The following is a 22699-nucleotide window of genomic DNA, read 5'->3' on the forward strand; positions in this document are numbered from 1 at the left end:
TTTCAGGCCACGCTATTGTCCGATGGAAGTAACAGTTCGACTCCCTGCTTGCGGATACCATCGGCCGCGGCAGGGGTCAACGCGTCATCGCTGAGGATAATGTCGAACTGCTCGAGACCGGCGATCCTGTACATACTGAAGGTCCCGTATTTCGAGCTGCTGGCCACCAGCACCACTTGCGAAGCCGATTGCATGGCGGCTTGCTTGACCTCCACCTTCAGCGCCGAAGGCGTGGTGAGTCCGCGACGCAAATCCCATGAGCTGGTCGATATGAACGCGATATCGGTGACGACCTGACGCAAGGTGGCAACCGCCAGGCTGCCCACGCACGATTGATTGGAGTGATCCAGCTGCCCGCCGGTGTGGATCACCGTCACATGAGGCGCATCGATCAGGGCCTGGACAATGCCGAAATCGTTGGTCACCACGGTCATGCCGGACAGCGCCTTGATGTAAGGAACAATTTCCAGGGTGCTGGTTCCCGCATCCAGGTAAATCGCCATATCGGCATGCAGTAGCCGGGCGGCGAGTTTGGCCATGGCCTGTTTCTGCGGCAACTCTACTACCGCCTTGAGCTGGTGGCTGGGCTCGCTGTGCAACTGACTGGCGATTCGCACCCCACCCGTTACCGAGTAGGCACGACCTTCCTGCTCCAGCAACGCGATGTCGCGCCGTATGGTCATGTGCGAACAGTCGAACATTTCCATCAATTGATGAACGCTCAGCACCTGATGCTTGCGCAACTGTCGCAGCATCAATTCACGGCGCTGTTCAGGGATCATCGGTGCGCCGCTTTCGGCGGCCATGTCCTTTTGACTAGGCATTCAGGCTCCAGTAATGAAGAAATCCGCGGACAAGGAAGGCAGGCAAACATAGTAACGAATCTGCGGCTGGATCAGTAGCGAGATGAGGCATCGAGCCCATTCCCCTACACCAGAACAAGGCAATCGCCGCTGCGGGTGAAAATGTGACTGAAGTGCGCCTGATCGCAGAAGCCGCATTCCAGGCCGATTTGCGTCAGGGTCAGGTTGGTCTTCTCGATCAGTTGCTTGATTCAGTAAAGTCCAAAGACGGGTGCCTGGTTGAAAACACAATGGAACGGTACCTTTGCATCATTACGATCTGCGCGACACCGATATGAACCAAACGAGTGCAAAACCTGATCGCGAAAGCGGCGTGGCAGATGACATCAATGTCACTGATATTCCCTCTTCGCGAGCAGGCTCGCTCCCACAAGGTCATTGCCTGACCGTTGTTTAACGGCTCTGCAACCATCCCAGAAAGCCACCTTTCCTGACCGCCACCGGTTTGGCCATCAACGCCATCCGGCTGTTCTGCTGCCGCACCGCTTGCAGCTTGTTCAGCGCCCGGTCGACTTCGCGTCGTTGCTCCATGCAACTGCGGGTCAGGGATTTGTCGAGGCGATAGATGATGCTTGAGGTCATGGCAGTGAACCGTGCCTGGGACGGTGTGTCGGCGAGGATGCTTTGTTCGCCCATGATTTCACTCGGCCCCATGCGCCCGGCTTCGACCTGCATGTTGCCGTCGGGGACCGTGGCGCTGACCACGCCGGTGGCGATGACGAACAGGCTGTCCGGTACTTCTTCCAGATCCAGCACCACCTCACCGGCCGCGTATTGCTGCGCCACCATGTTCCGCGCCAGGCGATCACGTTCCTCGGCGCTCAGGGAGCGGAAGACTTTTACTTCATCGAGCAAGGCCCGGGCGCGGCTCGACGGCTCGATCACGCCATCGGGCTGCCGGGAAATGCCTGCGGCTTCGAGGTGCCGATGGGCCAGGTCGAACAGTTGATTACGCACTTCACTCTTTTTGCCCAATTCGGCGATGAAACCGCTGGCAACGTATTCGGACATCTCTTCGCCGGCCTCTTTCAACACCGCTTTGGGGGCAGGGTTCAGCAACAGGCTGCTGCTGCCTTGCAGGGTGCGGTCGAGGGCGTCGAGTACCCGGCGAGGGCGGATGTGGTTTGGCACCCTGATGCTGATCGACACCCCGTGCAGGTTGTTCGGACGGCTGAGGTTGACGATCTTGGCCTTGGCCGCCACCGAGTTCGGCACCACGGCCATCGTGCCGGCGCTGCTCAACAGGTGCGTGGCGCGCCAGTTGATGTCGAGCACCTTGCCCTCGACGCCATCGATAACGACAAAGTCGTCCACCTGATAGGGTTTGGTGGTATTGAGCACAATGCCGGAGAACACGTCGGCCAACGTACTCTGCAGCGCCAGACCGACGACGATGGCGAACACGCCGGAAGTCGCGAGCAGACCTTTGACCGGCAGATCCAGCACGTAACCGGCGGCCGCGACGATGGAGGCCAGAAACACCAGGGCACCGATAACGTCCTGCAACAAACGGCCGCTGTGGCCGATGCGGCGCATAAGCACCAGGCCGAACACTTCCGTGAGCACCCGTGCGGCATACAGCCACCACAGAATCCCCAGCGCCGTCGCACCGAGTTGCGCCACCGGGTCATCGGCAAACAACGGCGCCTGTAACGGGCTGACGCCGGCGTTTATGACCAGCGCACTGAACGCCAGAAACAACACCAGCCGCACACCGACCTTTGGCGCGCGATGCTTGAACGGAACGAGGTGCCAGAGCAGAGCGTCGAGCACCAGCAGCAGGGCGCTCCAGGGCAACAAGTGGGCAGAGAAAAGGCTCATGGATTGCACTCCGGCGGGCACAAAAAAACTCGCCACACCCTGGGATGTGGCGAGAGGTTGGACTTAGTTCAGATGCGTCTTGAGCTCGGCCGCGGCCTGACGTACCGCCGCCTTGACTTCAGGAATCCGGCTCAGCGGATTGAGCAGGCCAAAGTCATGAATCATCCCGTTGTAGCGCACTGAGGTCACCGGCACACCGGCGGCATCGAGGTGGCGGGCGTAACCTTCGCCTTCGTCACGCAGCACGTCGAATTCGGCGGTCTGCACCAGTGCGGCGGGCAGGCCCTTGAGCTGGTCGGTGCTGGCATTGAGCGGCGAGGCATGGATCTGTGCACGCTCGGCCGGGTTGGTGGTGTAGTTGTCCCAGAACCACTGCATCATGCCTTTGGTGAGGAAGTGCCCTTCGGCGAACTGCTGGTACGAGCCGTCGTCGAACTGTGCGTTGGTCACCGGCCACATCAACAGCTGGAAGCGCAGGGCAGGGGTGTTCTGCTCCTTGGCCATCAGCGCCACGACTGCCGCCATGTTGCCGCCGACGCTGTTGCCGGCCACCGCCAGACGCTTGCCGTCGACACCGATGTCCTTGCCATGCTCGGCCACCCATTTCGTTGCGGCATAGGCCTGGTTGATCGCGGTCGGGTACTGCGCTTCCGGCGACGGCGTGTAGTCGACGTACACCGCGACCGCCCCGGAGCCCACCACCAGGTCACGAATCAGGCGTTGGTGTGTCGGGAAGTCGCCCAACACCCAGCCGCCACCATGGAAGAACATGAACACCGGCAACTCGCCTTTGACCTTGGCGGGGCGCACCACTTTGAGGTTGATGGTCTGGCCATTGATCTTGATCGCCTTGTCGCTGACGTCCACACCGGACAGATCAACCTTCACCGAAGCCTGGGCGCCGGTCAGCACCCCACGGGCGTCTTTCGGGCTCAATTGCTCAAGTGGTTTGCCACCGCCAGCGGCGAGGGCATCGAGGAAGGCCTGGGTGTTGTGTTCGACGCCGGTGCTTTGTGCAGCGAACGCATTGCCGACGGACAGGGTGAGGAGGGAAGCGGCGAGGGTTTTCTTGATGTTCATGTGCAAATCCTTTTTAAGTCGTTTGAGTTTTTGTATGCCTTGGGATCGGGCTGCTGTGGCGCGGGGGGAGGCCTCAGCAACACCGTGAGCACAGATTAATGAGGTGCTGGAAAGTGAAAAAGCGGCTCTAAAGCGTTTAACTGTCAACCGGGTAGTGACAATCAATCCATTCGAAGACATGCGCATTTTTTGCCGGGTCATGGATTCCGGCAACTTCACCGCCGCCGCTGTTCCTGCAGCGCTATCGCGCGGTGACTGCTGGCGAAAGAAATTCTCTCGGCACAAATCCTCCAGATTCGCACATCCGTACAATCGCTCTGCTCCAGCGAAACCGAAAATAGCGCTTCTCAAAACATATCTGGAGAAGTGTTATGGCAACCGCAAAAGCAGCACCAGGCAAAGGCCTGATCGACCCGAGCAACCACGCTCTGATCCTGATCGACTTTCAGTCGCAGATGGCATTTGCAACCAAATCCATTGACGCTGTCTCACTGCGTAACAACGCTGCACTGATCTCGAAAGCAGCGAAGGAATTTGGCGTTCCTTCCATCCTTACCACCGTCGCCGAAAAAAGTTTTTCGGGCCCCATGTTTGAAGAGATCACCTCGGTCTTCGCCGGCCAGGAGCTGATTGATCGGACCAGCATGAATACCTGGGAGGACGAGCGTATAGCCGTCGCCGTGAACAAGATCGGTCGCAGCAGAATCGTTCTTGCCGGTCTCTGGACTTCGGTCTGCATCGTTGGACCGGCGATCTCGGCTCTTGAACAAGGGTTCGAGGTCTACATCATTTGCGATGCATGTGGTGACGTTTCAGATGAGGCTCATGAGCGCGCTATCGAACGTATGATTCAAGCGGGTGCGCGTCCGATGACCTCGCTCCAATACCTGCTTGAACTGCAGCGTGACTGGGCTCGCGGCGACACCTATAACGAGACGGTGAAAACCGCTATCACTCACGGTGGCGGTTATGGTCTTGGTTTGATTTATGCCAAAACCATGTTTAACGCATCGGAAGGTCACTGATCTGTATGCGCCTCTTCCCCACCAGGGGACGAGGCGCACTTTGTCGCAGAATCTGGAAGATTGGCATTGGGTACGAGTCTGTCGCATCGTTGGCCACTCCTTGGCAAACTGTAGGGAGGAGTAGGGAGGAAATGGTGAGTACGATGACTGAAGAGCAGGCACCGGGTACGGCTTGGCAACCGCTTCGCCATGGACTGTTTCGCAGTCTATGGCTCGCCAGCATTGCATCCAGCATAGGGACGTGGATGCATGAAGTCGGGGCCGGGTGGCTGATGACCTCCTTGTCGGCCAGCCCTTTCATGGTGTCTCTGGTGCAGGTAGCTGCTGCCGCTCCCATGTTCCTTCTGGCGCTACCTGCTGGCGCACTGGCCGACATCGTCGACAAACGACGTTACCTGTTGGCTGTCCAGGCAGGGATGGCCGTCATTGCACTTGCGCTCGCCTTGATCACCTTTGCGGACCTGATGAGCACTACGCTTTTGCTCCTGTTTACTCTGGCCATGGGGATTGGAACAGCGCTGACCATGCCAGCATGGTCAGCGTTGACACCCGAATTGGTTCCAGCCAGTGATCTGCCCGCCGCGATATCGCTTAGTAGCGTGGGGGTCAACGTTGCCCGGGCACTCGGGCCGGCCATCGCTGGCATCATCATCAGCCTGGTAGGGCCATGGGCGACATTCGCCGTCAATGCCCTGTCCTTCCTTGGCGTTATCGCGGTGCTCGCCTTGTGGCATCGCACGCCACAACAGACCGTATTGCCGGCGGAGCGACTGTTTGGCGCTATACGTACGGGTTGGCGCTATACCCGTAGTTCACGGCACCTGCAGCGAGTTCTGGTGCGCGCCCTGGCTTTTTTCCTGGGTGCAAGCGCCGGCATGTCCTTGCTTCCACTGATCGTGCGAAGTGAACTGAAGGGCAGCGCTGAGCAATTCGGGATCTTGCTCGGTTGCGTCGGGATCGGGGCGGTGGCGGGTGCAATGTTTCTGCCCAGGATTCGTCAGCATGTTGCTGTCAATCCGCTGGTGGCATCGGCCAGCCTTATCTATGCGGCAGTATTGCTGGCTTTGGCATGGATTCAGGATTTCTATCTGCTTGTCCCTGTGATGTTCCTCAGTGGCGCTGCCTGGATCGCAGTATTGTCCAGCTTTCAGGTGTCTGCACAAACATCGGTACCTGCGTGGGTAAGGGCCAGGGCGTTGGCGGTCTACATCCTGACTTTCTTTGGCAGCATGGCTTTGGGCGGTGTGGTATGGGGACTTATCGCCAGCTGGTTTTCGATCTCGATATCGCTGAGTCTTGCCGCCGTCATCATGGTGGTGGGAGCAGGGTTGGGCTGGTGGGTCAAACTGCCCGCGCTGAGCGCAGAAGACCTGGCCCCTTCGCTGCATTGGCCGCAACCGTTGATGGGTGTCGACATTGAAGGTGAGCGTGGGCCTGTCATGATTACACTCGAATATGAGATTGACACGGTGGATACCGATGCCTTCAAAGAGGCTATGGAAGAGGTGCGCAGGATGCGGCAGCGCAATGGTTCATTTTCCTGGCAGTTGATGCAGGACACCGAAAATCCGCAACTGTGGATCGAGTTGTTTTTTGACGAGTCCTGGTACGACCATCTACGCCACCACGGTCGAGTCACTCGCGCAGAGTTGAAAATCGAATCAGCCGCCCGGCGCTTTCAAATCGCTGGAAAGCCTGTACGTATTCGGCACCTGCTCAAAGGCTGACTGAACAGCGTTGAAACCCGTCTTTTAAATCATTGAAAACGTCAACGGCGCTCAGGCTTTCACACAACTCCAGTTTGATTTGCGGCATGCGCTTGCGGAAAGCCAACACCTTCTGGCAGGGAGCCTCAAGTAACGCTAAGTGCCGCGCCGGCTGTCGGGACCACCATCTGTTGCTGGTTAGCTGGAGACCACTACGACCGGTACATGCACTTTTTTAAAGCGCTATACATACCAACACGCACCAGACGGAAGCGGCAAAATGGACTTTCGCCTCCATTAACTCAAGCGTCTCGATTTGCACCCTTGGCAATTCGCTTTCCTGGGAAGTCTGCTGACCCTCGCTGAAACTCGCCTGGATCGCAGCCGCCGCGACAATCATCTCAAGCCTGGGAGCCTGGATTTGCACACAGGATGAAGTCTCTCTGCTGCCGACTGGCACAAAGGCTGCAGGGCTCACATCAGATTCAAATGGAGCGTATTCATCAGGACAGCCTCCTCGGTCAACGACGATCGATTGGCCGAACAGGGCATGGGGCACATTGGTGCATCAGGCAGGGAAGTCTGGTTTTAACACTGCAAAAGAACAGGCAAAGGCGCCTGGAACCGAATGGTTTCAGGCGTTTTTTTTTGCTTTTTTTACCGTAATGGGTTTCGGGGGCGTGTATGAAAACAGCCGCACAATTGCTGAAACTGAAGGTCATGCAAAACCAGCAGGTGCATAGCATTGCACCAGATCAGATGGTGCTTGAAGCGCTGAAGATGATGGCTGAAAAGAATGTGGGGGCTCTACCCGTGATAGAAGAGGGGCGGGTGGTTGGCGTTATCAGCGAACGCGACTATGCGCGCAAGGTCGTTCTGCAGGGCCGCTCTTCGGTCGGTACGCCGGTCAGGGCCATCATGAGCGCGCCCGTCGTGACGGCAGACAGTCGGCAGAGCATCGAGCGTTGCATGGTGGTCATGACCGACAGTCATCTGCGCCACTTACCGGTGCTGGAGGGTGATCAACTGATTGGCCTCTTGTCGATTGGTGATCTGGTGAAAGAAGCCATCGTCGAGCAGGCCGACCTGATCCGGCAACTGGAACACTATATCCGTGGGCATTGAAGCGACCAGGGGTAAGGCGGATGCGGGGCTCACAGGCACATTGAGTTTTCCAATGTGCTGCCCGTCGGGCGGGTATTAATCAGGGAGCATTTGCGTCAGGAGTCATTGGGTTCATCTCTGCAACTCCATAGCGCTTTAGTACGGCACACCCAAGCTCCACATGTCTCGCAGCTGCATATTGGTGAAGACTTCTCAGCCAATAACTGTTTGACACTCTGTAACTCGCATCCAGCCATTAAAAAAAGCACCCCTTACTCCCAAATATCATGATTTTTCACAAGCATGAGCCTTCCATATAGTCCTCCCAAGCCCACTTGGAACACGGTTGTGTTTCCCTTGATGCGAGACAACTACATGGAAAATAAGAAACGCACCGTCCAAACTTCAGAGTTTGGGATGGGGACTCGAGTCGTATGGGGAGGAGAACAGGTTCAACATCCCTACAATGCGACCCAGACACCCATCGTGGTCAGTGCCGCCTATGGCTATGACGATATCGATAAGTGGTATGACGTGGCATTGGGAAAGGAGCCCGGCTTCATTTACAGCCGGATGAGCAATCCCACCGTCTCCGTCCTGGAAGATAAACTCTGTGAGCTCGAAAACGCAGAGTCGGCTGTAGCTTTCAGTACCGGAATGGCTGCAATCAGCGGTGTACTACACACCTTCCTATCCTATGGGCAGCGTGTGATCTCTACACGTGACAGCTACGGTGGTACGAACAAAATTTTTGAGGAGTTTCTTCCACGCATGGGGGTGGAGGTAACCCTTTGCGATACGCTCGATACTTTGGCACTTGAGCAGGAGATCGCTAAAGGTTGCAGCGTCCTGTACCTGGAAACACCCACGAACCCAACGCTTAAAATCCTAGATATTCGGCGCCTTGTGGCAGCGGCGAAGCGAGTGGGCGCTTTGGTTGTTGCGGACAATACATTCGCGACCCCTCTAAATCAGAATCCGCTCGCTTTGGGCGTAGATGTGGTTGTGCACAGCGCGACCAAATTCCTGTCCGGTCATGGTGATGTACTCGGTGGCGTGGTTTGCGGTGCCGAGCATTTGATGTCTCAAGTTCGCCATTACCGCGAAATCAATGGTGCCTCGCTGGATCCTTTTTCGGCGTATCTCATCATTCGGGGCATCAAGACTCTGGCACTGCGTCTTCGTCAGCAACAGGCGAGCGCGCAACTTTTGGCCGAGTACCTCTGTACTGAGCCGCTGGTCGAGTCTGTGAACTATCCGGGGTTGCCTCAACATCCAGGTCATGAGATCGCTCGTTCGCAAATGAACGGATTCGGAGCCATCGTCAGCTTCGTGCTCAAAGGAGGCATGGACACAGTGACTCGTTTGCTCCCGCTGCTCAGATATGCGCATCGGGCGGGTAATTTGGGCGCTGTCGAGACTATCTATGGGCCGGCTCGGACGACCAGTCATGTGGAAAATACTTTGGAGGAACGTCAGGCACTTGGAATTTCCGAAGGTTTGGTTCGAGTGTCCGTAGGTATTGAAGATTCAGCAGATTTATTGGCTGACCTAAAACAAGCCTTCACTTTAGTTCGAAGTAAACAAGGTGATGCAAGCCTTCACGCTGACAGTGCCCAACGTTTCATTGAGGTAGGAGCCTGAATACGGGCAGGACTTTCGATATCTATCCTAAGCCCTTCATGAAGAATGAAAATAATAAAATCCAGCGACAACAAAATTGTACTGCCCAAAAGCCAGTTACAAGGACGCTTGTCCGCACATTCATGAGAATACAATTATGACCACACAGATAGAAGATAATCGGCTCGATCCAGACTCGAATTTCAAAAAGGAAATGCAAACCCGCCATATCGTGATGTTGGCGTTGGGCGGTGTGATCGGTACGGGGTTATTCCTTACCTCCGGTTACACGGTTAATCAGGCAGGGCCACTCGGTGCAGTGATCGCTTACATCATCGGTGCAGTGATGGTGTATTTAGTCATGGTCTGTCTCGGTGAGTTGGCTGTACAGATGCCGGAAACCGGATCTTTCAGTAGCTACGCAACGCGATACCTGGGCCCAGGCACAGGCTATACAGTGGCCTGGCTTTACTGGCTCACTTGGGCAGTAGCTATCGGTTCAGAATTTACTGCTGCGGGCATCCTGATGGTTCGGTGGTTTCCTGACACACCGGTCTGGATTTGGAGTGCGCTTTTCGCCATTGCAGTGTTTGTAAGTAATGTCGTTTCTGTCCGGCTGTTTGCGGAGACTGAATTTTGGCTTTCGCTGATTAAGGTTCTGACCGTTATCACGTTCATTGTGATCGGTGGAGCGGCAATTATCGGTCTTGTTCACACACAGAGTTTGCAGGGCGCGGGATTATCCAACTTCACACGTGAGGGGCTTTTCCCGACCGGGTTCTTACCCATTGCAATGACTCTCCTGGCTGTTTCCTTCGCATTTTCCGGAACCGAGTTGATCGGGATTGCGGCAGGTGAAGCGCATGATCCACAAACTAGCGTGCCCAAGGCAATCCGCACGACAGTGGTACGTTTGGCGCTGTTCTTCGTGGGGACAATTTTCGTCCTTGCGACGTTACTGCCACGAGAACAAGCGGGGCTCGTAGAAAGTCCGTTCGTGATGGTGTTTGAGCTGATTGGCATCCCATACTCTGCCGACATTATGAACTTCGTCATTCTCACGGCACTGATTTCCGCCGCTAACTCGGGGCTGTATGCCGCATCGCGCATGCTCTGGACGTTGAGCGATCAAGGACATATGCCTAAGCGCTACGCCAGGCTCTCCAGTCGGGGCACACCGGTGAACGCCATCGTGCTTAGTATGGCGGGTGCAGTGGCTTCTCTGCTCAGCAGTGTGTTTGCCCCTGATACGGTTTATTTGGCCTTGGTGTCCATTTCCGGTCTGGCGGTCGTAGTCGTGTGGATGAGCATTGCTGCAAGCCAGATCGCGTTCCGTCGTCAATACGTCGCTAATGGCGGACGAGTGGAAGACCTGCACTTTCGTGTGCGTGGCTATCCATGGGTGCCTATCGGTGCTCTGCTGTGTTGTCTGCTGGCCTGTGTGGGTATCGCTTTTGATCCTGAACAACGAGTGGCGCTTTACTTCGGCCTTCCCTTTATCGCGTGGTGTTATTTCGTTTACTGGATCACTCGAAACAAGAGGGCAGAGCGGTTGGCTTCAGCCGCAGCTGCTCATTCCTCTAGCACCGCGTGAATTTCTCAGGCAATGATTGAGCATAGATAAAGCCCTGATGAGGTTGCGCCGATGAGTCAAAAGTCACTACCACCCTTGAACTGGTTGAGGGCATTCGAAGTATCGGCGCGTTATTTAAATTTTACCCACGCGGCGGAAGAGCTCCATTTGACTCAAGGGGCTGTGAGTCAGCAGATCCGTCAATTAGAAAGCCACCTCGGTGTGGCGCTGTTCAAGCGCTTACCTCGAGGGCTTGGCTTGACCGAGGAAGGGCAGTCGTACCTGCCTGTCGTACAAGACGCGATCAGTCGCCTTGCAGTCGGCACAAACGAGATTTTCGGCCAGCACAATCGAAGACATTTGAAGGTGCGCGGCAGCCTTTCCTTTCTTCACTATTGGTTGGCCCCCCGACTGGCAGATTTTTGTCGGGAGTATCCCCAGATCGATATTCGATATATCAGCAATATTTGGGTGAAAGAACCGGACGGCGAGGATGACCTGGAGATTCGCTGGGGATGCGGTGAGTGGTCTGGCTTGCACGCCCAGCGATTGACTTGGGACATCCTTCAGCCTGTTTGCTCTCCAAAGCTCATGGCCAGCTCACCCATACATGAGCCTCGCGACTTGATGAACCATTCTCTGCTTCATGTGCTGGGGTACGAAGAAGGTTGGGGTTATTGGTTGAAGCGAGTTGGAGCAGACGACGTCGACTACTCCCGTGGCCTTCAGTTTGACACGCTGATCTCCACGATTCGCATGGCCGAATTGGGGCAGGGCGTTGCGCTGGCACGGTCTTCCGTGGTCGAAGATTTGCTTAAGAGTGGGCAGTTGGTTGCGCCATTCAATCACCGAATCGAGGCAAGCGAATCCTTTTATCTGGTGCACGAACAGAACGAAGTGCTATCGCCTGATGCCGCAAATTTTTCTACCTGGCTGGTGGCTCAAGCCCATCGCCTTTTGTAAAACTGATTTGGAGTTGTCATGCATTATGTAAGCACTCGCGGCGGCGACATGCGTGCTGATTTTCGCAGTGTGGTTCTGTCGGGGCTCGCCGAAAATGGTGGTCTCTATGTCCCGGCCAGTTTGCCTGTCTTCACAGAGAAACAGATTGCCAGCTGGTCGTGGCTGCCGTTTGATGAGTTGGTTTGGCGAGTGGTTTCGCCTTTTGTTGGCTCTTCCATAGACGAAAGCACCCTGCGTGCCTTGCTCAGTGACAGCTTTCAACAATTCAAGCACCGCGCTATTACGCCGCTTGAGCAGATCGGGCATAACGAGTGGATACTCCAGCTGTTTCATGGCCCGACCGGTTCTTCCAAGGATTTCGCCGCGCAATTGCAGTCGCGCCTGGTCGAGCATTTTCTGGAGGAGGTCGGTAAAGAAGCAATGGTGGTCGGTGCAACTAACGGTGATACCGGCGTCGCGGCGCTTGAAGCCTTTGCTAACTGCCCGGCCACCCGCATGGCGATACTGTTTCCGCGCGACGGGCTTGCGCCTGAGCAACTCAGTGCCTTGCAGGCAGCCGACCCGCAGCGGGTTCAGCTGTTTCCGGTTGAAGGTAATTTCGATGATTGCCAGACGCTGGTCTCCAGACTCTTGCGTGAGTGGCCATTGGACGGAGTGTTGCCGGTCTGTTTCAACTCGACCAATTGGATCGGCGTCCTGGCCCAGATCGTTTTTTACTTCCACGCGACCTTGCAACTGGGCGGTGGCTCGCGTCCCGTTGGCTTTAGTGTTCCAGCTGCCAGCTCGGCCGAGATCTACGCCGGTTACATTGCGCAGAAAATGGGATTACCCATCAATCAGGTGATCATTTCCACCAACAGCAATGATGCCCTGCACCAGTTTTTTCATTGCAATCGCTACTCCACCCGGATCACTAATCGAACAATGTCGCCGGCGATGGACTTCTCGTTGTTTTCCAACCTGGAGCGGTTTATCTGGGAGATTTACGAGCACGATAGCTGCTCAACAAAAGCGCTGATGGAGCATTTTGAAAGTTGCGGAGAAATGAGCATCGGCAACCAGCAATGGCTGCGTGCACGAGTACTCTTCGATTCCTATGCAGTAGACGAATCCCAGGTGCGCGATGAAGTAGTCGAGCAGTTCCGAGAAACAGGCTCGGCCATCGATCCTCACACCGCTGTTGGTGTACTGGCCGGCCGGCTTCATCGACGCAGCCTGGGCGCGCCGATGGTCACCTTCGGGCAAATTGCGCCGACCAAGTCAGCGGCGCTGTTGGCCGAACTGGGCGTCTGGCAAGCAAGCGTTCCGAGCACTGTCGAGGTGCGCGCGCGACCACCGTACCTGGCCAAAGGCGATCTGGACGGTCTGTGCCAAGCTCTTCGTCTGGCACAGCAGAGGCTTGCATGAAGCGCATTCTCGATCCGTTGGACGAACGCATACTGGCCGAACTTACCGCCAATGCGCGAATAGCCCATATCGAACTGGGTGCCAAGATCAACTTGTCGCGCAATGCGGTGCGCCAGCGCATCGAGCGTCTTGAGCGCGACGGTGCGATCCAGGGCTATACGGTACGTCTCGGTGAGTCGCGGCGGCCTACGTCGCTTATCAGCGCGGTGATCTTCGTCTACCGCTACGACCGTATGCGTGGCGAAGAAGTACTGACTGCGCTGCGCTCCATTCCCGAAGTCGCGCAATGTGAAGTACTCAGTGGTGAGTTTGATTTAATGCTGCGTGTGAATGCCGCCACACCTGAACGTGTCCATCTGGTGTGGAAGGAAATCGCGGCCATGCCTGGGGTGGAAAACACCGTGACATCGTTTGTCCTTTCCGCGGTGTTTTGAGCGCTGAGTAATTGCACTGACCTGACCAGCCATTTGCATCGGACTTGACCAGCACGCTTCGTAGTCTTGACCGTCAGAGAACGCCCCAAGTGGACATCATGTGTCTAGAGAATCCGGAGCAATTCACTGATGTGAAAATCAAAGGCCTGGCTACAAGGTTCTAGAAAATGCGTAAGCGATGGGTTTGAAAATGGAGGCGGGCGCAGCTTCCGTTTCCCCGATGCTGACAGTTCAGTTGGAAGAGTTGCTCAGCTGCTGCAGCTCAAGTTGCTTGGCAGCACTGGCTTCGAGGGTTGCACGCTCTTCATCCAGATACCGATAAATGCTTTGTAGGTTGGAGATTTTCTGTTTGATTTCTGCCATCTTCTTTTCAATTAGCTTCGCGCCGTCAGCACAATCGATCAGCTTGTTCCGCTGCGCATCCAGAATCTCGCCTATTTCCCCCAGGGAAAACCCCATGCTTTGCGCGCGCTGGATAAAGTCCAGATCCTGCAGAGTCTGCGCTGTGTAAACGCGATAGTTATTAGTTTGCCGCAGCGGTGAGATCAGACCGATTTGCTCATAGTAACGCAACGTATGGCGGCTGGCGCCGCTGCGGGCCTCGAGTTCGCCGATTTTCATGAAAACACCGCTTGACTATAGAGTTGGGTCGATAGTTTACGCTTGACTTCTCACATTAAACAAGGAGCAGGTAAATGAGCGTGGAGTGCTTTGTCACGGGGGGTACCGGCTTCGTCGGTCAACATTTGGTGGCGTATCTGAGTGCAAAAGGTCACACCATTCGGGTCTTGATGCGTCGCCCGGAGCGACTGGCTGCGCTGCGCGAGCAAGTCGACAATTTGGGAGGGTGCGCAACCCGGGTATTTGCCGTATCTGGCGATCTGGAACGGGACAACCTCGGGCTGAGTCTTGCTGACCGAGAAGTGCTAAGGCACGCCAGAGTCATATTCCACCTGGGCGCCCACTTCGCATGGGGGCTTTCAGTGGAGCATTCTCGAGCGGTGAATGTGGAGGGGGCAAAACGCGTGGCGCTGCTGGCGGCTGAGCAAAAAAGCCGTTTAGTGATGATCGGCGGCTACATGCTGAAAAATCATGAACATCTGCAACGAGTCGGAATTGATCCTCGTCATCCGGAGTTGACGAATTGGCCTGCCGTCTACCGACGTGTTGGTGGTTACGAGGGAAGCAAGCTGGAGGCGCATTTTGCGACCCTGGAGATCATGTCCGCCAAGGGCGGGGAGATTACCGTTGTCCACCCTGCGACGGTCTGTGGCCACAGCCGCACGGGGCATATCCTTGACGGTCAGCCGCTGGTGGCGCTGATACGCAACCTGGTGCAGGGAAAGCTGACTGCGGTGCCCGGTACCGCTGAGCACTGGCTGCCATTGGTCACCGTGGATTACCTGGTTGAGCTGGTGGCGGTTTGTGCTTTTGATCCTGCCATGGAGGGCCAGGAACTGCTGGCGCTTGATGACCAAACTCCAAACTTGCGAGAACTCCTGATACAGGTGGCACAGCCTTTGGGCATAAAGTCTCCCAAGCGTCACATTTCACTTCGATTGTTGAAGTTGCTACTGAGTATTCCTCCCGTCGCGTGGTTTTTGAATACAAAACCCGAAGCCTTGGACTTTATCCAGACCACTCGTTTTGATACAGCGACGGTCGAGCAATTTGCCAACAGGCATGGAATAGCCAAACCGGATATTCGTCTGTCTTTGCAGCACACTGCAACGTTCGTCAACTCATATTGCATAGCCAAGGGCGAGGCCCTTTGACTTCTCCCTTGGGGACGACAAAGTCGTTAGCCCCTTATGCCCCACTAAATACTGGGGTTGGTGGGATCTTCGTATCCTCAAACTTTGCGCCGTCGATGTAGGGCGGCATTCTATCGAACGACAATTCAGCGACAGGGATCGTCATCAATGCAATCCAGTTTCAGCAAAGGCGTCATATTTGCACTCTCCGCTGCGGCACTGAACGCAACGATCGGTGTACTCAGCAAAGTACTCATGAGTAATGGTTTCACCGCTAGCAGTGTCGCTGTCATCAAGACCGCACTGGGTTGCGTGCTTCTCTCGATCTTACTGTTTTTCCTCAAGCGCCCGCCGGCGTCAACCAAATGGACTCAGGCGGCTATCTGCGCATTCCTTGGCATCTTTGTGCTGTTCCATTTCGAAACGTCCGCCTATCGGCACTACGCTGCAGCAGGTGTGGTGGTGCTGATGGCCAGTGCCTCAATTTCCTCGATCATTCTGGGGCGCATTTTCCTCAAGGATGCCATCACCGCGAACGCGACCGTGGGTGCCGCACTGGCTATCGCTGGGATCGCGGTGATCTTCAGCGCCGACCTGCAGCAGGGCTTTACCCTGCAAGGTGCTGCGCTAGCCTCTATGGCCGGCTGCGGCTATGGGGCCTTTTCGGTTGCCATGAAGCGTATGGGTGTGTCAGGGGGGCTGCACTTCACGCGGCAATTGTTGTTCTTTGGCAGCCTGTACCTGCTGATGCCGGCTGCAGCCGATGGTTTCGCAATCGGCGAGCTGTCACCGCTGGCGATCGCGGCACTGCTGGCGCTGGCCGCGCTGCCGACAATCCTGGGCTTCTTCTGCACCACCAAGGCCATCGAGTATCTCAAGCCATCCCAAGTGCAAGCGCTGGAGCTGACCGAGCCACTGTTCGCCGCGCTGCTGGCGTTTGTGGCGCTCAATGAAGTACCGCGCGAAAGCCTGTACACGGGAGCGGCACTGATCATCGTCGGCCTGTGTTTCTCCAATGAACTAATCCGCGTGGGCAGTAAAGCATCCAACCCTTCGACCGAGTGAGCTATTTTCGAATGGCTTTTTTAGTGTCTTGAGCGCCTGACGGCTTCCGCCGATAACCGACGTTCACGAATGACTGCACTCAGCTGCTGCTTTCCCATAGCCGGCAACTAGGGTGGTCGGGGAGCGATCTAATTCAGAGACAACTGACGGGCACTTATTCTTCTCGCTATGTCACTTTGTGTGAGCCATCGGTCTTAAATTCTCTAAATTACCATCGCTTGGATACTTTGATGGGAAGCAGAATTTACCCTTTCCTACCTCATAATCAGTTGCTGCAGCGATCAACCACTACTGTATCCTTGTACAAGTAGAGGAGGAATGGCGGCGGCTATCGCCTTTACTCAATAGTCGCTGGAACGGAAAAGCGGACTTTCCAAAAGGTAGTAATGTGAAACGTGATACTCACCTGGTTGTGCTTTTGTTGTTGGTGATCGGCTGCTCTTTGGTGTCACTCACGATATGGAGCGTGCTGGGTTCTCGGGAGCGGGCGCTGGACGACGTGAACGTCCATGGGTTGAACCTGACCCAGGCGCTGGCTACTTATTCCGAGGGGATTGTCCGGCAGAGCTCGCTGCTCTTGCTCGGGCTCGTCGAACGTCTCGAAACCGAAGGCAGCGGCCCCGCGCAGATCGAGCGGTTGAAAGCGTTGGTCAACCGCCAGCAGCCGCTGATGCCGCAACTCAGTGGCATCACCATTTATGACCATCAGGGTCGCTGGTTGATGTCTTCCAACCGACCTATTCCGGCCGGGGCCAACAGCAGTGACCGGGCTTACTTCATCCATCACCGTGATGATCCCTCTCGCGAACCCTTCATTGGGCCGCCAATCCGTAGCCGCTCCACTCAGGAGTGGGTCATCACCGTCAGCCGCCGCTTCAATGACGCGCGCGGAGAGTTCGCCGGCGTTGTGGCAGTAACCCTGGGGGTAGAGAACTTCCTGCGGTTGTTTGGCAAGCTCGATGTGGGGCAGGAGGGCGCCATCGGCCTGTCCTACACCGATGGTACGCTGCTGGTGCGTTATCCTTTCCGTGAACAGGACATGGGGCGCAACTTCTCTCAGTCGCCGATCTATGCGAAATATCTGGTCGATCGTTCAGTCGGTACGGCGTCGTTTACTTCCAGCCTGGATGGCGTGGAGCGGCTTTACGCTTTCCGCAAGAATGAACGGCTGCCGCTGATAACTACTGTGGCAATTGGCAAGCGCGAAGCCCTCGCTGCATGGCGCATGGAGGCGTTGCTATCGGCAGTGGTGGTGACGGGGCTGCTAGGAATCACCGGCCTCATTGGCTGGCTCCTGATTCTGGATATCCGTCGGCGTACCAAGGCAGAAGAACGGTTGCGGGGAGTGCAGCAGCAATTGCTTTCATCCAATCATCAGCTTGAGCTGCTGACGATGAAGGACGCCCTCACTGGCCTGGCGAATCGGCGTTGCTTTGATAAGAGCCTCGCCATGGAAGCACAGCGCGCGCAGCGTGACGGTACAACGTTGGCGTTGCTGATGATCGATATCGACTACTTCAAGCTGTTCAACGACTCATTCGGGCATGTAGCCGGAGATGCATGCCTGCAAACCGTTGGCCGAATCCTCCAGGAGTGTGTGCGACGACCGTCAGATCTGGTGGCACGTTATGGTGGAGAGGAGATGGGCGTCATCATGCCTGATACCGACAGTGATGGTGCTGCGGTGGTTGCGCAACTTATCCTCGACCGCTTGACGTTAGAGAACATCTCGCACCCTTGCAGTCCGTTCGGAAGGTTAAGTGTGAGTATCGGGATTGCTGCGGCCACGGGCCCGCAACTAGATCAATTACAAAAACTGGTCGAGGTGGCAGATCAGGCGCTATACAACGCCAAGGCGCTGGGACGTAACCAGTTTGTGAGGAGGGATCAGGAAATCTGTCACGACGCGTAAGCACCGTTATCGCGCTTGGGCAAAACGCCCAACTAATACAGCACTCTGCCATATTCAACTGCCAAACCCCGGCTCTTAGGATGTTCCTATCGAACAACATCAATATAGGAACAGCGTTTATGACCGAGTACAAAATTGCCTTGGTAGGGTTTGGTGGCGTAAACCGTGGCTTCGCCCAATTGGTCGCCGATCGTAATGCCCAGTGGAAAGAGGCCCTGGGCTTCACTATCAAAATTGTCGGTGTCACCGATCTGTTCCTCGGCTCAATCGTTGCTAAAGACGGTCTGGATGCAAAGCAGTTGGTTGCGCTGCCGGTTGAGAAAGGCGCATTCGCTCAACTGCCCGGCGGCAATGCTGAGGCCTTCAACGAAACCGTGATCAAGCATTCCGGTGCAGACATCATCGCTGAGGCCACTTTTACCAATCCGGTGGATGGCGAGCCTGCGACTACCTTTTGCCGCTGGGCCTTGGAAAGCGGCATTCATGTAGTAACCACCAATAAGGGGCCTATTGCGCTGCACGGTACCGAGCTCAAAGCGTTGGCCCGTCGCAACCAGGTCGCCTTCGAATACGAGGGGGCGGTGATGAGTGGCACCCCCGTGATTCGTCTGGCCAAGCAGGCCTTGGCGGGTGCCAACGTGCAAGGCTTCGAAGGCATCCTGAACGGCACTTCCAACTACGTGCTCACCCAGATGAAAGACGGCCTGGCGTTCAACGATGCCGTCGTACAGGCGCAACAGCTCGGCTACGCCGAGGCAGATCCAACCGCCGATGTGGAAGGGTTTGACGTACGCCTCAAGGTGGTGATCCTGGCCAACGAACTGCTCAATGCACGACTGAACGTCAGCGATGTAGCGTGCTCGGGGATCAGCAATATCAGCTCGGAAGATATTGCCCATGCAAGTGCCAATGGCGCGAGCTGGAAACTGATTGGCTCAGCCGATCGTGAAGCAGATGGCTCGGTTCGAGCGAGTGTCGAAGCTCGGTTACTGTCGAACTCACATCCTCTTGCCGGAATCAGCGGTGCTACGAATGCAGTGTCATTCAATACCGAATTGCTGGGGGCTGTCACCGTGTCCGGGCCTGGGGCAGGGCGTATCGAGACGGCCTTCGCATTGCTGTCGGACATCGTCGCCATCCACACCGCCCACGGCAAATAACAGGAGATAGTGATGAGCGTATCCAGCATGGCCAGTATCCAGCTTGTTGAATCCAAACAGATTGATGTGTTCAGTCCATTCGATGGACGCTTGGTAGGGAGCGTCCCTTGCCTCGATGCAGCCGCAGTTCCTGGCTTGCTGGAACGCGCGCGAATCGGCGTGCGCGAGAGTGCGGCAATGCCTCGTCACCTGCGTGCGCGCATTCTTGAGGAGGCGGCCCGGCGTGTAGAGCTTGAGGCTGAAGCGTTTGCCAAACTCATTGTTGCAGAGGCGGGGAAGACGCTGCGACAAGCAGAGAAGGAAGTGAAGCGTTGTGTGAACACGCTGAAGCTATCAGCGGAAGAGGCTCGTCGTAACGCCGGGGAAGTGATTCCATTTGGGGCTTATGAAGGATCGGAATCGCGTCAAGGTTGGTTCACGCGGGAGCCCTTGGGACTTATCGTCGCCATCACGCCTTATAACGATCCGCTGAATCTGGTCGCCCATAAACTCGGCCCGGCAATCGCCGGTGGCAATGCCGTGATTTTAAAACCCTCGGAGCTCGCGCCGTTGTCTGCACTCAAGCTCGTTGAGTGCTTGGTGAAAGCGGGTCTTCCACCCTCTGTGATTACCCCGGCTACTGGTGGCGTCGACTTGGGTAAAGCATTGGTGGAGGTTCGCGAAGTTCGGATGATTTCCTTTACGGGTGGTTTTGCCACGGGTGAGGCCATTGCGCGTAGTGCCGGGTTGAAGAAGCTGGCAATGGATCTGGGGGGAAATGCCCCGGTTCTTGTGCTGGAAGATTGTGATATCGAACCGACCGTGGAGTCCTGTGTGTCTGGTGCCTTTTGGGCAGCAGGGCAGAATTGCATCGGCACTCAACGCATCCTTATACATAGTTCAATTTATGAGGACTTCCGTGAGCGTTTTGTCAGCCAAACGCGCGCCTTGGTAGTGGGTGATCCTGCCCAGCGGGCAACGGATGTAGGCCCGATGATTACGGAACAGGCGGCCCGTCGTACCGAACAATTGGTAAACGAAGCACTGGCCGAGGGGGCAGTTCTTCTGTGTGGGCACCATCGCCAAGGGGCAAGCTATGCGCCGACCGTGCTTGAGCATGTGAGGCATAGCAGTACGATTTGGCAGCAGGAAGTCTTCGCGCCGGTGGTTATCCTGGAGCCTTTTGACCATCTGGAAGACGCTATTGCTCTGGCCAACGCTCCTGAGTACAGCTTGCATGCGGGACTCTTCACACGTGATCTTTCCAAAGCCTTGAAATTGGCGCGGCAAATTGAAGCGGGTGGCGTGATGATCAATGACTCTTCCGATTATCGTTTCGATGCCATGCCTTTCGGTGGTTTCAAGTACGGAAGTTTGGGGCGCGAAGGTGTTCGATTTGCGTATGAGGACATGACGCAGCCTAAAGTCGTTTGCATCAGCGAGGTGGATTAAACCTACGAAGTAAATTGCCATCGACTCACATCGGGTGGCCGCTTTTATCCGACGCCCGATGTCCCGCAAAACGCTGAAAGAGTGGAAAACAAAACGGCCCAAGGGCCAGTGAAGGGCGACCGTGCAACGCGTTCTGCCAGCGCGACGCGAACCGACACTGCGATTCACGAGACGCCGCAGTCCATCAGCGTGGTGACCAAATATGTTGTCGAGGACATCGGGGCGACTCGCCTGCAGGACGCCCTTGACTATGCCGGCGGAGTGGGGCGGGCTGACCATCTTCACGGTGCGTGGATTTACCACCGGCGAGTTCAATCGCAATGGTTTGCCGATCAACTTGTACAACGACAACAACATGGCGCAGCTGCGTTTCGAGCACTTCCTCAATGACAACTGGACAATGAGGGGTGGTTTCCAATGGCTCGATGGCACGTTGCAGGGCAACGCCGTTGAAGCAAATGGCGTTGCCACCGACGGGCGTACGCTGGGGCGCAACCACCTTGTAGACGAACCAGCTTCGATCCGGTCACCTTGGCCAAGGCTGCCGAACGAGCAATGCGCGAACTGATTCAGGATCGGTATCCCGCACACGAAATCCTTGGTACTGCATGCTCACTTCAGGTTTCGTAAATGTGATTATCGAGGCTAGCTTGCAGCTCTACGACGTACAGGCGTTGATACCGATTATCGAAGGTGCCGGTGGAGTGATTACCGCCTGGGATGGCAGAACAGCTCAAAATGGCGGGAGTGTCGTTGCTTGTGGTTATCCTGCATTGCATGCGCAATTGGTGGAGCTGCTGAGGCACGCTGTCTGATTCAGGTAGGGGTCAAAGGCGGCAATCACAAGGCAAGACAGCTAATGAACATTTCTAACATGGCATATGATTTAACATAATATACATTATGCGAAGTATCATATACGGACGTGGGAGCGTCTGGTGGTCAGATTTAGTCCTGACAAAGCGCTCGGAAGTAATTCTCTGAAATTTTCGGAAGTAAATCTTTGAAACGATGGTTTCGTCCCCACTTCAATGAATTACTTCCGCACTCTCTAGGTCACACGTTTCGCATTCTATCTGATGAGTATATGGTTGGTACGGTCACCCGGTGGCTTGCACTGATGATCCACGATGAGTTCATTTTTGGTCTCCATTGGTCCTCGTGGTCTCTGCTTAACGAGTTCACTTACCGGACCGGTATGAGTCCTGATTCGCGTGATCATGCACCGTATGCGAGTTCGTCTGTCCGTTTGATTTCAAGCATCTTTTTGGGGTGCGCCTGTTCGTTTACGGCATTACTTACGTCACAGATCCGCCAGCAAACACGTCGCTGTGTGAAATCTGCCGCGTTCAGCGTGGAGTTGGTGCGCAGATTTCAAGGTTGCCACAGATGGAAAACACAACGCCCATTGATTTGCTTGCAGACGCTGACGGTTTGGCGATGCACACGTTGCGTTTGAAGGCTGTTGAGCTCACCGGCCACCAGATCCCCCTGAAACTCGCGAAAACCTGATTGGATGAAAAGCTCAGTGAAATGCTCGCCCGGTACCGTTGTTAACCACAATTTTGACTTGTTAACCACCGTAGTTAACAAGTCAAAAAACAGGTTTACAGCGTAATACTGAACCGAAGTGTTAGCCTTGGTTTGCCTGGCTCGCCCGGGATTTCAAAGCTCCGTAATGCCGTTCGAGCTCTGGGGTTTGCCGGTTGGAATGTTTACCTTTACTATCACTCGCACTGCTCTGTCAGCCGCAACTTTCAAATTTTGGCACCCTGCTA

Annotated in this window: 18 protein-coding genes and 4 pseudogenes; 17 read left to right on the plus strand and 5 right to left on the minus strand. The window is 55.6% G+C overall.

Annotated elements, in window-relative coordinates; all coding sequences use genetic code 11:
• Nucleotides 1–2: 2 nt before the first annotated feature.
• The 4 genes and pseudogenes from CAF65_RS04115 to CAF65_RS04125 form a co-directional block, all read right to left on the minus strand.
• Nucleotides 3–824, minus strand: a complete 822-nt coding sequence (locus CAF65_RS04115; RefSeq protein WP_085715137.1) for a DeoR/GlpR family DNA-binding transcription regulator — start codon at nucleotides 822–824, stop codon at nucleotides 3–5.
• Between the two features lie 128 nt (nucleotides 825–952).
• Nucleotides 953–1051, minus strand: a pseudogene (locus tag CAF65_RS28995) (AraC family transcriptional regulator); the annotation flags it as partial.
• A gap of 205 nt (nucleotides 1052–1256) precedes the next feature.
• On the minus strand, nucleotides 1257–2684 hold the full coding sequence (locus CAF65_RS04120) for a mechanosensitive ion channel family protein (RefSeq protein WP_085715138.1): 1428 nt from the start codon (nucleotides 2682–2684) through the stop codon (nucleotides 1257–1259).
• A gap of 63 nt (nucleotides 2685–2747) precedes the next feature.
• A complete protein-coding gene (locus tag CAF65_RS04125) occupies nucleotides 2748–3764 on the minus strand; it encodes an alpha/beta hydrolase (RefSeq protein WP_085715139.1) in 1017 nt (338 codons plus the stop codon).
• 160 nt (nucleotides 3765–3924) lie between these two features.
• Here CAF65_RS04125 and CAF65_RS29000 point away from each other — a divergent pair.
• The 9 genes and pseudogenes from CAF65_RS29000 to CAF65_RS04165 form a co-directional block, all read left to right on the plus strand.
• Nucleotides 3925–4014: pseudogene (locus CAF65_RS29000) on the plus strand (LysR family transcriptional regulator); the annotation flags it as partial.
• A 121-nt stretch (nucleotides 4015–4135) separates the two neighbouring features.
• Nucleotides 4136–4789 carry a hydrolase gene (locus CAF65_RS04130; RefSeq protein WP_085715140.1) on the plus strand — a complete coding sequence of 218 codons (654 nt, stop codon included), beginning with the start codon at nucleotides 4136–4138 and terminating at the stop codon, nucleotides 4787–4789.
• A 143-nt stretch (nucleotides 4790–4932) separates the two neighbouring features.
• Nucleotides 4933–6516: an MFS transporter gene (locus tag CAF65_RS04135; protein WP_178076653.1), complete on the plus strand. Its 1584-nt coding sequence runs from the start codon at nucleotides 4933–4935 to the stop codon at nucleotides 6514–6516.
• 663 nt (nucleotides 6517–7179) lie between these two features.
• Nucleotides 7180–7620 (plus strand): CBS domain-containing protein, encoded by a 441-nt coding sequence (locus CAF65_RS04140; RefSeq protein ID WP_085715142.1) that lies wholly within the window; start codon nucleotides 7180–7182, stop codon nucleotides 7618–7620.
• A 354-nt stretch (nucleotides 7621–7974) separates the two neighbouring features.
• A complete protein-coding gene (locus tag CAF65_RS04145; protein ID WP_085715250.1) occupies nucleotides 7975–9243 on the plus strand; it encodes a cystathionine gamma-synthase family protein in 1269 nt (422 codons plus the stop codon).
• A 136-nt stretch (nucleotides 9244–9379) separates the two neighbouring features.
• Complete coding sequence (locus CAF65_RS04150) at nucleotides 9380–10816, plus strand: amino acid permease (protein ID WP_085715143.1); 1437 nt, start codon at nucleotides 9380–9382, stop codon at nucleotides 10814–10816.
• Nucleotides 10817–10867: 51 nt separating this feature from the next.
• The gene (locus CAF65_RS04155; RefSeq protein WP_085715144.1) at nucleotides 10868–11758 is read left to right on the plus strand and encodes a LysR substrate-binding domain-containing protein; all 891 of its coding nucleotides are present in this window, start codon (nucleotides 10868–10870) and stop codon (nucleotides 11756–11758) included.
• Nucleotides 11759–11776: 18 nt separating this feature from the next.
• Complete coding sequence (locus tag CAF65_RS04160; RefSeq protein ID WP_085715145.1) at nucleotides 11777–13165, plus strand: pyridoxal-phosphate dependent enzyme; 1389 nt, start codon at nucleotides 11777–11779, stop codon at nucleotides 13163–13165.
• Nucleotides 13162–13599, plus strand: coding sequence for an Lrp/AsnC family transcriptional regulator (locus CAF65_RS04165; protein WP_085715146.1), 438 nt, complete (start codon nucleotides 13162–13164; stop codon nucleotides 13597–13599). The genes CAF65_RS04160 and CAF65_RS04165 overlap by 4 nt, the downstream gene beginning before the upstream one ends.
• A gap of 231 nt (nucleotides 13600–13830) precedes the next feature.
• Here CAF65_RS04165 and CAF65_RS04170 read toward each other — a convergent pair whose 3' ends face one another.
• Nucleotides 13831–14220, minus strand: a complete 390-nt coding sequence (locus CAF65_RS04170) for a MerR family transcriptional regulator (RefSeq protein WP_085715147.1) — start codon at nucleotides 14218–14220, stop codon at nucleotides 13831–13833.
• A 74-nt stretch (nucleotides 14221–14294) separates the two neighbouring features.
• Here CAF65_RS04170 and CAF65_RS04175 point away from each other — a divergent pair, with 74 nt between their 5' ends.
• The 8 genes and pseudogenes from CAF65_RS04175 to CAF65_RS28660 all read left to right on the plus strand — a co-directional run bounded on the left by CAF65_RS04175 (nucleotide 14295) and on the right by CAF65_RS28660 (nucleotide 22433).
• Nucleotides 14295–15374, plus strand: coding sequence for an SDR family oxidoreductase (locus CAF65_RS04175; RefSeq protein ID WP_085715148.1), 1080 nt, complete (start codon nucleotides 14295–14297; stop codon nucleotides 15372–15374).
• A gap of 147 nt (nucleotides 15375–15521) precedes the next feature.
• Nucleotides 15522–16418 carry a DMT family transporter gene (locus CAF65_RS04180; protein ID WP_085715149.1) on the plus strand — a complete coding sequence of 299 codons (897 nt, stop codon included), beginning with the start codon at nucleotides 15522–15524 and terminating at the stop codon, nucleotides 16416–16418.
• A gap of 388 nt (nucleotides 16419–16806) precedes the next feature.
• The gene (locus CAF65_RS04185; protein WP_085715150.1) at nucleotides 16807–18330 is read left to right on the plus strand and encodes a diguanylate cyclase; all 1524 of its coding nucleotides are present in this window, start codon (nucleotides 16807–16809) and stop codon (nucleotides 18328–18330) included.
• Between the two features lie 119 nt (nucleotides 18331–18449).
• Nucleotides 18450–19490 carry a homoserine dehydrogenase gene (locus CAF65_RS04190; protein ID WP_085715151.1) on the plus strand — a complete coding sequence of 347 codons (1041 nt, stop codon included), beginning with the start codon at nucleotides 18450–18452 and terminating at the stop codon, nucleotides 19488–19490.
• 12 nt (nucleotides 19491–19502) lie between these two features.
• Nucleotides 19503–20921, plus strand: coding sequence for an aldehyde dehydrogenase family protein (locus tag CAF65_RS04195; protein WP_085715152.1), 1419 nt, complete (start codon nucleotides 19503–19505; stop codon nucleotides 20919–20921).
• Nucleotides 20922–21011: 90 nt separating this feature from the next.
• A pseudogene (locus CAF65_RS04200) lies at nucleotides 21012–21417 on the plus strand (TonB-dependent receptor plug domain-containing protein); the annotation flags it as partial.
• Between the two features lie 106 nt (nucleotides 21418–21523).
• A pseudogene (locus CAF65_RS04205) lies at nucleotides 21524–21736 on the plus strand (inositol monophosphatase family protein); the annotation flags it as partial.
• Between the two features lie 574 nt (nucleotides 21737–22310).
• On the plus strand, nucleotides 22311–22433 hold the full coding sequence (locus CAF65_RS28660; RefSeq protein WP_256578599.1) for a hypothetical protein: 123 nt from the start codon (nucleotides 22311–22313) through the stop codon (nucleotides 22431–22433).
• Nucleotides 22434–22699 lie beyond the last annotated feature (266 nt).

Source organism: Pseudomonas sp. B28(2017), from assembly GCF_002113025.1.
In the GTDB taxonomy this organism is placed as follows: domain Bacteria; phylum Pseudomonadota; class Gammaproteobacteria; order Pseudomonadales; family Pseudomonadaceae; genus Aquipseudomonas.